We start from the raw sequence: 13934 nt of genomic DNA on the forward strand, positions 1-13934 counted from the left end.
ATGATAGCCTTAAAGGAACACTTGATCGATTACAAGAAAAAGAGATTTATCTAAACATTAATCATTTGCAGGATGGCACTTATGTTCTAAAGATTACACACAAAAACATAATAATTAAAGAAACACGATTTAATAAAAGTCAAAAAAAATGAGAACTATAAAAAAAATCTTACCACTAGTAGCAATTTGTTTTTTTACAACAAGCCATGCGCAGTTTTGGAAAAAAATAACCAAAAGAGCAGAACGAGCAGCAGAAGAAGCTGTAGAAAGAAAAGTTGAAGAGAAAGCTGCTAGAGAAACAGAAAAAACTTTTGATACCGTATTCAATAATAAGGGTAAACTTTTTAAAAAGAAAAAAGCATCAAAACTGGACAGCTACTCATTTACGCATAGGTACGTAATGGAATTAATTAGTGAAAATGACACTACAGAAATAACCTATTACCTAACCAATGACCATGAATATATGGCTAGTTCATTTAAAATGAAGAATACCCAAGAATTTATTACTGTAATGGACCTACCCAATTCTGCTGTTCACACCTTTATGAATATGGCTGATAAAAAAAGTATGTCATCCTTTAAAATTGATTTAGAAGTGGTTGACGAAGCAGAAATGAATCTGAATGAATTTACCATTGCAACAACAGGTCAAACAAAAGAAATTATAGGCTACCAATGCAAAGAATATCAGGTTACTGGACCACAATTATCAGGAAAGGTTTGGGTAACACAAGATGCTGGTATTACCATTCAAAAAGCATTTTCAAGATTGCAGTCAAAAAAAATAAAAGGATTAAAAGGCATGAACCAATCATGGGCGAGTATGTTTGATGGTCTAGTGTTAGAAATGAAAATGATTGACTATTCACAACGAAATCCTGAGCCTTTACACATGATTTGCACATCACTTGAAGAAACGGAATTCAATATTAATACAGCAGACTATGAAGACCAATTTTAAATCGTATAGCATGAAGCATTTAATGGTGTTATTCGTATTCAGCTTAATTCTAAGCTGTAATACGGTTTCAAAAAAAGAAGCTAGCAAAACTGATGAAGATTCACCAATTACTGTTAAAACTAGCACAGATGAAAAGCAAGTGAAAGAAACACCTAAGGAAACTTTATTATGTACAATTAATGGAAAAGACTGGTCTTATACGAAAGCTTCGGGTATTATCTCTAAAGATAGAAAAACCAATAAGCGCATGGCATTGATGACATTTACAAAAAAGCTTAAAAAGGGAAGCGAGAGCATTCAGTTGCGCTACGACGCTGATTCTTTTGAACTACTTATTGCTTCAATTCAGTTACGGTTTAAAAGTAAAGAAGGTAAGCTCTTTACATGTTATTATGAACTTTTTCCTGATACTAAAAAGAAAAGCCCAGATGCTACAATGTTAGGTGCTATTGATTTGTCAGATTCTGGTTTGGCCTCCGGGACAGCAGAAATCACCAACCTTAATATCAAATATGAAAGTGAAAAATTAGAAAATCAAGCAAACGCAACTATAAACCTAAGCGATTTAAGGTTTTCAGGTGTTGGTTATTCTGATGTTGATAAGCTTGCAAATACTTTTAAATAAACCTATCCAGACAGAAAATTAAATTATTCAGAAACCATAATTATTATGAAACTAAAGATAACTTTTGGGTTTTTTATCGCTTTAAGCTTATACAGTTTAAGCTTATCAGCACAACCCTATACTCTTAATCAAAAAATAAAACCTTTAAAGCTTCAATTAACGGAACACGCTAAGTATAAAGAAGCAAAATACGCAGAAGGAGAATTCACATTAAATTCAGGCAAAACAAGTTATCATTTTGTAAAAGGACATGATGTTTTTCAATATGTTGACATCTTCATTTTCGCAAACAATGAAATTGCAAATTTACAAGCTGATCTAGTTTTCAATACATGGAATAGTATTGAAGAAACCAAGCATACCTCAAAATCGGAAAATGGAATTATAAATTTCAAAGTAAGAAGTTGGCAAGATATAGGTTTTAAGATTAAATCAACACTTAATAAAAACATAGACTATACGATTATAGTCAATGCAAGTGAGCCAGTAAAGAATTATTTGGGATCACCATTTGTTAAAGCCTCTGAAGAAAATCTTAGTACAGATACCAAAGACAAACAAACAGCAACGCCATCAAACATCTCTAAACAAACCAATTGGCTGATATACCTAGTTATTGGTATTCTATTATTATTAGTAGGCCTCATGGCAGTAAAACTAACCAACCGCAATAAGACTATGATATCTATTCTGTTTTTCTCATTCGTTCTAGTTCAAACAAAAAGCTACGGTCAAGGTGTTGGAGATTTTAGAGATGCACAAAATGAGGAAATAAATAACACAAGAAGAGGACAAGTTGGTGACGCAATTGATAATGTAAATCAACTTATGGGGTCTGCTGATGCTGCTGAAGACCTTATCAGACAATACAGAAATCTTGGTTCTTGTATAAGTTCAGGTCCACCTCCTGGAAGACCACGCATACCATCTTTTTGCCCAGAAGAATCTTCTTGTGCAGATTGCTTTCATGCTGCCCGCGCAAGATTTAATTCATCTCGATATAATTTAGAAAAATTACAGATTATTTATGACTGTTCTACTAGCTATTTAAATGCTGCAATCGCTTTTGGTGATAATGTCTCAGGCTATCATGGCGTTTCTGGTATCATCTGGCAATCTAAAAAAAGAGAGATTGAAAAAAGCATGAGAGATTTAGATAAAGCCTATGATAAAAAACGTACGGAAATGATGAACGCTTTTCATGAAAATTTAATGTCATTAGATGAGTGTGAAAGAGCTCATGGCATGGAAGATTGGTATGACAGATTCGGAGTAATGTTCTACAATTTTGCCGAAATGAGATATCACAGATAAACCTGTAAGGAAACTAATAATGAAAAATTATATCCTATTAATCGTCTTGGTGTCAGTGCTGTTTTCTTGCGCAGAAACGCCAAAAAAAGAGCATACTATAGAAGAGCATACTGAAGTCATAAGCAATTCAGATGAAAAGCAATCAAAAGATTCGTCAGAAGATGTAGAAGCTGCCTTTGAGCAGTTAGGCGGCCTACTAAATCTGGGCAGTAAAGACGGAGATGATAGTAAAAAGGACAAATTGCCTGAGGTAGAAGCCCTAGAAAAACTCTTGCAAATGAGTGGCATAGTAGATCAAGGTAATCCTTTAGCATTTCATGATTTACTTACTAAAGATTTCTCGTCATCAGAACTAATTGCGTCCAAAGCTATTTTAAAAATGTTAGAAGAAAGTGGGGTATCACGAGAACAAATGGAGAAACTGTTAAGCAACCCAGACAGTCTCAAAACTCTAGCAAAACAAGCCATAGAAAATAGAGAACTAAAGACGGAAATTGCTATGGGAGATTTAACTCAAGGTCAACTTTCTGAGGGCCAACTAAAGTCTAAAAGCACCCCAACCGGAGTTTCATTAGAAGAAGCTATTAGGTTAGTTCAAGCTGAATCAGGAATAGAGGCCACCTTAGAAAAATTAAAAGAAGTAGATTCTTTAGCTGGCACTAATACCATGGAAATGCTTGATCTAGAAACGGCACAACAAGTTTTTAAGGCTGTCGAACGAAAAAACGAGCCTAGTATCACTGCCAATGAAAAAATTAAAAAAGAAGCTTTAAGAAGAAAAACAGGACAATTACATAGCGATAAAGAAGCCGTTCGAGTTGTAGCTGAATTAGAACAGACCGAGGCTGATATTGCTTCAGGCAAAATCAAAGCTACTCCTGAATTTACCCGTTATATTACCAACCGTAGAAAAGTAGCAAAGATATTTAGCAATGATTTTAATCGAAAATCTCAAAGAGCTCGTAAAAAGTTTCGCAAACTAAATCCTGACTTGTATTTCGGCGAGGAAGCTGGCACTACCTATGTCGGCAGCGGTGCTGATAAAACGCCCGTTTATCTTCCTCTAGGCAGATTGGCCTTTGTAGATAAAGTAATTGAAGTAAACCACCCTAAACAGTTAACCAATAATCGTAATGAAGTCATAGGAGAACCCGACGTGCTCTATGGTTTCGAAGTTGAAGATGTTACAGGCATGTATAGTCTTGGCTACGATGGAGATATGACTGTTCAATTTATTGACAATGCTTTAACCGATGTAAACGGACCGGACCTTTACGTGTTCGAATTTGGGGCGATTGAACCAACAGATCTTGAAATCTCTAAAGACGGCAAAAAATGGATTAGAGTAGGCAAAATTGATGGTGGGGTTGCCGAAGTAGACATTGCTGAATTTGTACAACCGGGAGAACTATTTTACTACGTTCGATTAAAAGATTTAAAGAAAGTCACTTCACTACCTGGTGCAGATATTGATGCAATAGGCGCCATTGGTTCTGCAATGCGTTTGAATCTCGATAGTAAGGTCCTCTTTGAAACGGGTAAGTCCGAATTAAAACCGGAAGGTATTGAGGCATTAAAAGTTTTGGCCCAAAGTATAGCTGTACTTAAAAGAGGTAATGTTATTGTAGAAGGTCATACCGACGATGTTGGTAGCGAAGCCACCAACCAAAAACTATCGCTTGCACGCGCCAAAAGTGTATCTGCCGAGCTGAAAAAATTGATTCCTTCTCAAAATTATAGATGGCAAGAGAAAGGAATGGGAGAATCAAAGCCCTTAATTGAAAACAATACTGAACAAAACCGAGCCAAAAACAGACGGGTTGAGGTTTTGGTTTTACCTAATTAGAAAAGCAATGTTTCCCACTATTAATACTATTCAAAATTAAAATTATGAAACGTAAAACAACACTTTTTTTATTGGCATGCATGGCATGTTACCTATGTTTTTCACAAAAATGCGTAGACATAGATACAAAACAGGTAGTATCCTATCTGAACAAGGAGATAAAACCAACTTTAGATTTAAAGTTGGATAGGGACGATGGATTTTTAGCCATAAAGCGTCAGAGGCAAGATTTACATCTCAAAGATGTAAGTTATAAAATGAGTAGGTTTAGCAGAACTTGGAAGTATTCGTTCAATAATGTTCGCCGTGTTGATAGCAACTTTTTTTACGACTCTAAATTGAATCTATTCGCACTTGATGTAAAATTTGAAAGTGATGATTCTGAAATCAAGGGTCTTTGTCCTGGATGTGTAAAAGCTTTTAGAGATTCCAGGGCTCCAGATATCAATTGGACTTCTGTCCAGATACTTCGAATGTACTTGAAACCCAAAGTCTACGATAATTCCATTTCTTTCTTTATTACAGACATAAAATTTATAGGTGATTTTCAAGCAAATGGTCTTGGTAGTATCATGGGTTCCCTAATTTCAAAATCACTTAATGAACTCAAAACCGAATTAAAAAAAGTTTTTGAAAATGGACAAACACAAAGGCTTTTCAACAATGCTCTAAACCCATTACTAAGAAGTAAGCGCATAAGTTCCGTACGCTCCGTAAGTCTTGGGTCTAAAAGCCTGCGAACGTGCCGTTAAATATCAAAATAGTTATTGTCAAAATTTATAGAATGAAAAAAATAATAATCATTACTGCACTTTTTCTAACCGGAATAACTGCAACAGCTCAAATAAATAAACCCAAATTGGGTAACACCAACGTAAATACAGCAGAGCTACAAGGAATTAAAATTCCAAACATCAAGAACCTTTCAACGGCAGATTTAAGTAGGTTAAAACTACCTACAATTTCAATAACAGATGATCAGAAAAATGCCAAAGCGTTAACATCATGGAAATTAACACCCAATAAGCTTAAAGACACCTATTTAGAATTACAGAATTTCTTTGGGTATTCAACTCGCAACTATTGGGAAATACATTCCATGCCAATGATTGAAGGTAGTGAGGTGACCAGATGGATTGGTGGGTTTTTGTTTTTAAAATTTAGACAGTCACTAAACGTAGAATATCGACTGAAAATTAAGTTAAAAGGCAACAACTACAGGGGCCGAGAAATTTATTTACAAATAGATGGCTTTAGTGGGCGATATCCTGTAAACCCTAATGATGGAACTGTAAATACCGTTTGGACGGCTAGTAGAACAAATTCAAATGCAGGTATTGATATAGGCCAACTAACTAAGTCTAATGGCAATCAAGACCAACGTCGACCATTTCCTGCTACCAAAGTAGAATATGTATTAATAGAAAAAATTTCAAAATAAAAGCGCTATGAAAATTATAATAACAATTTTAATACTAACACTATCACTTACTGCTCATAGTCAATTATTAGTCGATGATTTTTCTACAGGAGAAATTTCTACAATTAGTTTTGATAATGGTGAGAGTACGAAATCATTCCAAAAAGGAACAACAATACTAGGAAAATTGCGCAGACTACATGTAAAAGTCGGAGAAAATATTTATAATCAAAAACCACAATTAACAATAAATGAGAATGATGTATTGGCCTATTCTTCCGGGTATGACGTTAATTCAACTATATACTTATCCTATGGTTATGATGAAAATGGCCCTAAACAATTAAACCAAGATTTAAGTAATTATTCAAAAATTAAAATTGAGTTTGCTGCTAAAAGCGCCAAAACAGGTATATATTTAACCATGTTTACAAGAAATGATAGAGCTGCATACTCTAGCCATGTGCCTGAAAGAGAAGGAAAACTTGTATTTGAAATACCTTTTAATAAAATGCGAAAAATTGGTGAAAAATTCACCTTTAAAGATATTGATCATTTTATTTTTCAATTCGATTCCCGAAGCAAAACGGGCTGTAATATGGCCATTAACAAAATCTGGTTTGAATAGAATACTTTGCACAAAAAATAACCTCGGTTTAAACCGAGGTTTTTTGTTTTATAAATTCTGCTTCAAAGAGTTCCTTAAAATGTTTAAGTAATTTTTCCTTCACTTCTTTTATATCTACCGCCTTTTTACCTAATTCCACATTTAAAGAGGTTACGGCCTTGTCTTTAATTCCGCAAGGAATCATTAAATCAAAATACCCTAAATCTGTATTTACATTTAATGCAAAACCGTGCATGGTCACCCATCGCGAAGCTCTAACGCCCATCGCACAGATTTTACGCGCAAACGGAGTGCCCACATCTAACCAAACACCAGTTTCACCTTTAGAGCGTTCTGCCTTCATGCCATAATCTGCTAAGGTTAAAATCACCATTTCTTCCAAGAAACGGAGGTATTTGTGAATATCTGTAAAGAAATTATCTAAGTCTAGAATAGGATATCCGACTATTTGCCCCGGGCCATGATAGGTAATGTCTCCTCCCCTATTTATCTTGTAGAAAGTAGCTTCCTTTTCTTTGAGCTTCGTCTCGTCAACTAGCAGATTATTCATGTCGCCGCTTTTACCCAAAGTATACACGTGGGGGTGTTCTACAAAAAGAAAATGATTTGGTGTTTCGAGTTCTAAACCCTCTCTCCTATTCTTGATTTTTAGGTCTAGAATTTGTTTGAAAAGTACTTCTTGGTAGTCCCAAGTCTCTTTATAATCTTTATTTCCTAAGTCTTGTAGAAGGACTTTCTTATTCATACTGCAAAGATACGCAGACGAATCTAGTCTTCAAGTTCAACTTGCAGATCAAGCTTTTCAGGAGTTTTCATCAAATCTAAAAAGTTCACCTCGTAAATCATCGTTTTGCCGTCCATAGAGAATGTTGCTCCTTCAACATTTACATTTTTCACAGGTCTCGGGAAATGATACCTGAACGTATATGTAGAACCTGATAAAAACATCTCGGCACTTGCTATACTATCAATACTTTTTTTGAACAGCTCTTGATCTATTATTTTGGTAGTTCTAGAAAATTTATTGCCTGCAAAATTATACTCGACCTTCGTTGCTGGATTAGATGAACCCATTGAAGGAGCTTGGGCACTGCTCGCGCCAGGAGTCGGACTCAAAGAACTCGCGCTTTGAAATGTATTGAAAGCATCGTTGATTTTAGATATATCTTTAAATTCTCTATAAAGTTCAAACTTCATTACCTGTTCTTCCGGCTTCATAACCATATGCATGCTAAAAGGTTCTAAGTTTTTAAGCTTTTCTTGCTCCGTCACGGGCAACTTAGAAATACTATCACTTTTTGCTTTCAATAAGTCTTTAAAAACAATAGTAGAATCCATTGCCTCTTCCTGCTTTAAAGTATCTAAAGAACTCATCATGGCCATGAATTCATTGCCGTCAAAATTTATTGAAAGCTTACCAGAACCATCTTCATTTACATAAATTTCTTCGGTGAAATTACATGCGACCACCAACCCTACAAGTAAAAATAGGACTAGCTGTTTAAATTTTTTCATAAGTATTAATTGGTATTGTTTAAAATTACCAAGGCCGCGATAACCCCGGGAACCCATCCGCAAAAGGTTAAAAGTAAAACAATTAAAAAAGAACCACAACCTTTTCCGATAACAGATAAGGGCGGAAATAAAATAGCTAAAAGTACTCTCCAGAAACTCATTCTTTGATTTTTGATTGATGTATAACATCAGTCTCTTTAATCTTGAAATTGTTACATTAAATTCCATTATTTTTAACCAATGAAGCAAATACTTTTATTTGTGTTTTGTGCTAATATTATGCTCGTTAAGGCACAATATCAGTTTACCGGTGAAGTGACCGATGGGTATGAAAATCAATCCGTATACCTTTCTTTGATAGAGAACTACAGAAAATCTTCTCGCGTATATGCAGATCAGGTACTAAAAGAAACAAAAACGGACAGTCTTGGATATTTTACTTTTGAAGGGGATAACCTCTCACCTCAAAACAGAATCTATAGCATACATATTGATGGATGCAATGAAACGAACTCAGGAGGGAGTCATTTTCTGAAGGATTGCTATAATACACAACGTGTTTTATTTATAGCCAAAAAGGGAGATAGTATTAATTTTCCTTTACTTAGTAACGACCAAGCTTTATGCGAAATAGCCTCCACCAATAAAAGTTCTGATCTTTTGCTCGAAATTGAAGGTCTGAAAGAAGAAATGATTCTTGATTTTATGACTTATAATAGTGAAGCCAATGAGTCACTCAATCTTCGAAAATGGTTTAGAACTTTTAAAGAATTTGGAGAAGCAAACGATGAGCCGCTCGCCGAACTCTATATTTATGACTTTCTTTCTGACCGGGGCAACGAAACACATTCGTTTTATTTGAGCGATGTTAAAATCAGTCCTTACTACGAAGAATTGGCTTTAAGGCTTAATAGCAGATACGCAAATGCTTCTTTCACATCTCAGTTTCAAAATGAACTTAAAGCAGATAAAATGCTTGTTAATCATACTAATAAAAATGCAAGAAGCTCTTTTTGGCCCTATTTGTTATGGGGAGGGCTCTTCTTTTTGATAATTCAAGTGGCGTATTTCAATTTTAAAAGGCGTGAACGAAACAAAAAGAAGAACCCTTTTGATATACTTACATCACAAGAAAGAACTATCATGGTTAAAATAGCAGAAGGAAAATCAAACAAAGAAATTGCCAACGAACTTTTTATTAGCCTAAGTACTGTCAAAACACATATAAACAGTCTTTATAAAAAACTACATGTTTCGTCACGCGAAGAAATTAAAACTCTATTGTAAAACATAAAATCAACCGGGGGTCTAGTACCTATTTCAACCCGACAAAGCTTCTTTTAACACCACTTAAGCCTGATTTTTGGATTTAAATCTAGAAATCATGAAAACATATTTTCTTTTTGTTTTGCTGTTGAGTTTAACCGTTAGCAACTCCCAAAAAATCAATCAAGAAATTAAAACTGAAAAAGGACTTCGATTTTTGGTAGGCCCTATCAATTTAGAAGGGCTTCAAAGCGAACCCTACAAAGCGTGGTTTACACCATCATACAACAACTATGCGGTAGATAAATCATTAACCAGAATGATGAAAAAATCAATCGGAGACTACAATATCAAGCTGTTTCTAGGAACTTGGTGCGGCGACAGCAAAAGAGAAACACCAAGAATCATCAAAATTTTAAAAGAAGCAAAATTTCCACTAAAAAATCTAGAAATCATAGCTCTGGATAGAAGAAAAGGCTTTTACAAAAAGAGCCCTGGCGGGGAAGAAAAAGGCCTGAATATTATTAAAGTCCCCACTTTGATTTTCCTTAAAAATGGCAAAGAAGTGAATCGTATTGTTGAAAGCCCTATAGCTTCGTTAGAAGAAGATATACTGGCTATTTTGAGTGGAGAAACTTACGTACCCAACTATTCATCAAAGTGAGCGGACCCACATGCCTATAATTAAAGCGCAAAAGTGTAATTTTGCGCTTTAATTTTTAGTCAATGCAGTTATCGGAACAAGAGATCGTACGTAGAGAAAAACTAACCAAGCTTAGGGAAATGGGTATTGACCCTTACCCAGCGGCGTTATATCCTGTAGATGCTACCTCAAAAAGCATAAAAGATTCCTTTTCTGAAGGCAAACAGGTCGTAATTTCTGGTCGATTGATGTCAAGAAGAATTCAGGGAAAAGCCTCCTTTGCAGAATTACAAGATAGTGAAGGTCGTATTCAGGTCTATTTCAACAGAGACGAAATATGTACTGGTGAAGACAAGACACTATACAATGATGTTTACAAAAAATTATTGGATATTGGCGATATCATTGGGGTCGAAGGTGAGCTCTTTACTACCCAAGTAGGTGAGAAAACAGTGATGGTGAAAAACTTTTCATTGCTCAGTAAAGCCTTACGCCCACTACCATTACCTAAGGTCGATGCAGAAGGTAACACTTACGATGAATTCAATGACCCAGAGATGCGCTACCGTCAACGCTATGTTGATTTGGTAGTAAACCCGAAAGTAAAAGAAACCTTTATCAAGCGTACTAAAATCACAAACAGCATTCGTGAATTTTATAATGAGCGTGGTTATTTAGAAGTCGAAACGCCTATACTACAGCCTATTCCGGGAGGCGCTGCGGCAAGACCATTCTTGACCCATCATAATGCATTGAATATTCCGTTGTACCTAAGAATTGCAAACGAGCTGTACCTAAAAAGGCTAATCGTGGGTGGCTTTGATGGCGTTTATGAGTTTTCTAAAGATTTTAGAAACGAAGGGATGGACCGCACCCATAACCCAGAGTTTACGGTAATGGAACTTTACGTTGCTTACAAAGATTACCATTGGATGATGGAGACTACCGAACAGCTGTTGGAGAAAATTGCTGTAGACGCTAACGGCACTTCTAAAGTTACTGTAGGAGACAATGAAATTGAATTTAAGGCACCATATGCCAGAGTACCCATTTTGGAAGCTATAAAAACCCATACAGGGCATGATGTTGCCGGAATGGATGAAAATGAATTACGGGAAGTTGCCAAAAGTTTGGGTATCGAAGTTGATGAAACAATGGGCGTTGGTAAATTGATTGATGAAATTTTTGGAGAAAAATGTGAACACCATTACATACAGCCGACCTTCATCATGGATTATCCAAAAGAAATGAGTCCGTTGACCAAAGAACACCGTGACAACCCTGCATTGACAGAGCGTTTTGAATTAATGGTAAACGGAAAAGAATTGGCCAATTGCTATTCGGAGCTCAATGACCCCATTGACCAACGCGAACGTTTTGAAGAGCAGTTAAAACTATCTGAAAAGGGTGACGATGAAGCTATGTTTATCGATCAAGACTTCTTGCGAGCCTTAGAATATGGTATGCCCCCTACTTCGGGTATTGGTATTGGCATTGATAGATTGGTAATGTTAATGACCAATAATTCTTCTATTCAAGAGGTATTGTTCTTCCCACAAATGCGCCCTGAGAAAAAAGCGGTCGAACTGACTGATGAGGCTAAAATGATATTGGAAACACTCAAAAAGGAAGAAAAAATTTTGTTGACCGACTTAAAAGAACAGTCAGGCTTATCCAACAAAAAGTGGGATAAATCCATAAAAGAATTGACGAAAAACAAATTAGCCGAAGTTAATAAAACGGATGAAGGGCTTTTTGTAAAACTCGGTTAGTGTTTTTTACGTAGGTAAGAAGGAAATCAGGATTTCCTAATTTTTTGGGAAACAAAATCCAAGATATTATGAAAAAAACATTCTTTGCAATCCTCGTTATTGGCTTGTTTAGTAGCCACACCATGTTTCTTAAATTAGACACCTACTTTTTAGAACCGAATACCGCTATTACATTGCAACTTTTCAACGGTACTTTTGAAAAAAGTGAAAATATCATCACACGAGACAGAATGCTTGATGCAAGTATTTTAAGCAATGGTCTCCGAATAAAAGTTACCGATGCACAATGGACCGAAAAAGACAGTGTCACATTACTGAATTTTAAAACAGGGGGGGCAGGCACATATGTAGCTGGAGTATCCACCAAAGCCAGGTCTCTTGAAATGAGCGCTGAATCCTTCAATGACTACCTAGAACATGAAGGTATTTATGATATGTTGCAATGGCGCAAAAAGAATAATGCTTTAGAGACCAAAGCGGTTGAAAAATATTCAAAGCACGTTAAAACTATTTTTCAGGTTGGCGATACCACAACTGATGACTGGCAAACGGCCTTGGACTACCCCATTGAGTTTATCCCTCTCGAGAATCCTTATGAACTCCATACAGGTGATAGTTTAGCGGTAAAACTACTTTTGAATGGTATACCATTGGCAAACCAGTTGGTCTATGCCGACTATAAAGCCTATGAAAATAGCCATGCCCATAATACTATTGAAATTGAAAAAAATCATGGTCATTCTCACGGGTCAGAAATAATTGAGCCCAAACACAATCATGATGGGGATAAAAAAGAACATACCCACGGTAATTCCAAACCTCATAGTCATGATACAGAGGAAAATAATGCTAGTTTAAAGCATACCCATAAAGACGATGTTGAGCCTCATACCCATAAACCGGAAGAAAACAAAGAATCACATACCCATACATCTGGTCAAAAACTTAGAACAAATGCGGAAGGTATTGTAAAAGCACATCTATCTGCCGATGGTATTTGGTATTTTCAGACCATTCATCTAGTGAATACTGAGGAAGAAGGATTGACCCACGAGTCTAACTGGTCTACCCTAACTTTTGAGGTGACCCATGCCCATGGTGCAGATACCCATACCCATGAACATCAGCACGAAAGCAACTATACCACATACATTTTTCTAATAGGCAGCCTCGTTCTTATTGGCATTTTATTTTTATGGTTCAACAAGAAAAATAAAGATGCTGAACACTAAAAAATATGTGCTAAGCGGACTATTTCTTCTATTCCCACTGCTACTTTTGGCTCATGGAGTAAGCGCTAGCGACCAAGAAATATTGGATAAGGGAGGACTTTTATCTTACATCTACGTTGGTGCAAAACATATGATTACCGGCTACGACCATTTACTATTTTTGGCCGGTGTCGTCTTTTATTTAAATGGGCTTAAGGATGTGGTTAGATTCATAACCATTTTCACGATTGGGCATAGCATCACACTTATAGGTGCAACATATTTAGGTGTCAAGGCCAATGAGCACTTGATAGATGCTGTTATCGCCCTCAGTGTGCTTTATAAGGGATTCGAAAATTTAGGGGGATTTGAAAAATATGTAAAAACCAAGTCGCCAAATCTATTGTTGATGGTGTTCATTTTTGGACTTATTCATGGTTTTGGGCTTTCAACCCGGCTACAGTCTTTTGATGTGGGTACAACACAGTTTTTTTCGAAAATAGTATGCTTTAATATAGGGGTTGAACTTGGTCAGGTAATGGCGCTTATCCCCATTGTTTTTCTAATTACTCTTTGGAAATCAAAAAAAAGCTATTCAGCTTTTTACAAGGCAACCAATTTTTATCTGGTGATTGCAGGTATAGGGCTTTTCTTTTATCAAGTTTATGGTTATTTCTACGGGCATTAAGAAAGAGCTATTGCATTCACTTTTATTTTACTTTAAAAAACC

The 13934-nt window shown here is 35.9% G+C and carries 15 protein-coding genes; 12 read left to right on the forward strand and 3 right to left on the reverse strand.

Features of this window, described 5'->3' with window-relative positions:
* Positions 1-148 precede the first annotated feature (148 nt).
* The 7 genes from ACZ1GR_RS07040 to ACZ1GR_RS07070 are packed head-to-tail and all read left to right on the forward strand — an operon-like array spanning position 149 to position 6797.
* Positions 149-964 carry a DUF4412 domain-containing protein gene (locus ACZ1GR_RS07040; RefSeq protein WP_472611447.1) on the forward strand — a complete coding sequence of 272 codons (816 nt, stop codon included), beginning with the start codon at positions 149-151 and terminating at the stop codon, positions 962-964.
* Positions 948-1589, forward strand: coding sequence for a hypothetical protein (locus tag ACZ1GR_RS07045; RefSeq protein ID WP_472611448.1), 642 nt, complete (start codon positions 948-950; stop codon positions 1587-1589). Before ACZ1GR_RS07040 ends, ACZ1GR_RS07045 begins: the two co-directional genes overlap by 17 nt.
* Before the next feature lie 45 nt (positions 1590-1634).
* Complete coding sequence (locus ACZ1GR_RS07050) at positions 1635-2903, forward strand: hypothetical protein (protein WP_472611449.1); 1269 nt, start codon at positions 1635-1637, stop codon at positions 2901-2903.
* Between the two features lie 19 nt (positions 2904-2922).
* A complete protein-coding gene (locus tag ACZ1GR_RS07055) occupies positions 2923-4749 on the forward strand; it encodes an OmpA family protein (RefSeq protein WP_472611450.1) in 1827 nt (608 codons plus the stop codon).
* Positions 4750-4793: 44 nt separating this feature from the next.
* Positions 4794-5501: a hypothetical protein gene (locus tag ACZ1GR_RS07060; protein ID WP_472611451.1), complete on the forward strand. Its 708-nt coding sequence runs from the start codon at positions 4794-4796 to the stop codon at positions 5499-5501.
* Positions 5502-5533: 32 nt separating this feature from the next.
* Positions 5534-6190: a hypothetical protein gene (locus ACZ1GR_RS07065; protein ID WP_472611452.1), complete on the forward strand. Its 657-nt coding sequence runs from the start codon at positions 5534-5536 to the stop codon at positions 6188-6190.
* Positions 6191-6197: 7 nt separating this feature from the next.
* Positions 6198-6797 carry a hypothetical protein gene (locus ACZ1GR_RS07070; RefSeq protein WP_472611453.1) on the forward strand — a complete coding sequence of 200 codons (600 nt, stop codon included), beginning with the start codon at positions 6198-6200 and terminating at the stop codon, positions 6795-6797.
* A 28-nt stretch (positions 6798-6825) separates the two neighbouring features.
* On the opposite strand, the gene lipB is transcribed toward ACZ1GR_RS07070, so the two are convergent.
* From lipB to ACZ1GR_RS07085, 3 genes are read right to left on the reverse strand one after another with little or no spacing between them, the layout of a single operon-like run.
* The gene (lipB, locus tag ACZ1GR_RS07075) at positions 6826-7542 is read right to left on the reverse strand and encodes a lipoyl(octanoyl) transferase LipB (protein ID WP_472611454.1); all 717 of its coding nucleotides are present in this window, start codon (positions 7540-7542) and stop codon (positions 6826-6828) included.
* A 23-nt stretch (positions 7543-7565) separates the two neighbouring features.
* Positions 7566-8312 carry a hypothetical protein gene (locus tag ACZ1GR_RS07080; RefSeq protein WP_472611455.1) on the reverse strand — a complete coding sequence of 249 codons (747 nt, stop codon included), beginning with the start codon at positions 8310-8312 and terminating at the stop codon, positions 7566-7568.
* Positions 8313-8317: 5 nt separating this feature from the next.
* Positions 8318-8473: a YqaE/Pmp3 family membrane protein gene (locus ACZ1GR_RS07085; RefSeq protein WP_377767940.1), complete on the reverse strand. Its 156-nt coding sequence runs from the start codon at positions 8471-8473 to the stop codon at positions 8318-8320.
* 79 nt (positions 8474-8552) lie between these two features.
* Here ACZ1GR_RS07085 and ACZ1GR_RS07090 point away from each other — a divergent pair, with 79 nt between their 5' ends.
* The 5 genes from ACZ1GR_RS07090 to ACZ1GR_RS07110 all read left to right on the forward strand — a co-directional run bounded on the left by ACZ1GR_RS07090 (position 8553) and on the right by ACZ1GR_RS07110 (position 13892).
* Complete coding sequence (locus ACZ1GR_RS07090; protein WP_472611456.1) at positions 8553-9599, forward strand: response regulator transcription factor; 1047 nt, start codon at positions 8553-8555, stop codon at positions 9597-9599.
* A 97-nt stretch (positions 9600-9696) separates the two neighbouring features.
* Positions 9697-10242 (forward strand): thioredoxin family protein, encoded by a 546-nt coding sequence (locus ACZ1GR_RS07095; RefSeq protein WP_472611457.1) that lies wholly within the window; start codon positions 9697-9699, stop codon positions 10240-10242.
* 62 nt (positions 10243-10304) lie between these two features.
* On the forward strand, positions 10305-11993 hold the full coding sequence (gene lysS / locus ACZ1GR_RS07100; RefSeq protein WP_472611458.1) for a lysine--tRNA ligase: 1689 nt from the start codon (positions 10305-10307) through the stop codon (positions 11991-11993).
* 68 nt (positions 11994-12061) lie between these two features.
* Positions 12062-13225 carry a DUF4198 domain-containing protein gene (locus ACZ1GR_RS07105; protein ID WP_472611459.1) on the forward strand — a complete coding sequence of 388 codons (1164 nt, stop codon included), beginning with the start codon at positions 12062-12064 and terminating at the stop codon, positions 13223-13225.
* On the forward strand, positions 13212-13892 hold the full coding sequence (locus ACZ1GR_RS07110) for a HupE/UreJ family protein (RefSeq protein WP_472611460.1): 681 nt from the start codon (positions 13212-13214) through the stop codon (positions 13890-13892). Before ACZ1GR_RS07105 ends, ACZ1GR_RS07110 begins: the two co-directional genes overlap by 14 nt.
* Positions 13893-13934 lie beyond the last annotated feature (42 nt).

The organism is Croceitalea sp. W27, from assembly GCF_055693185.1.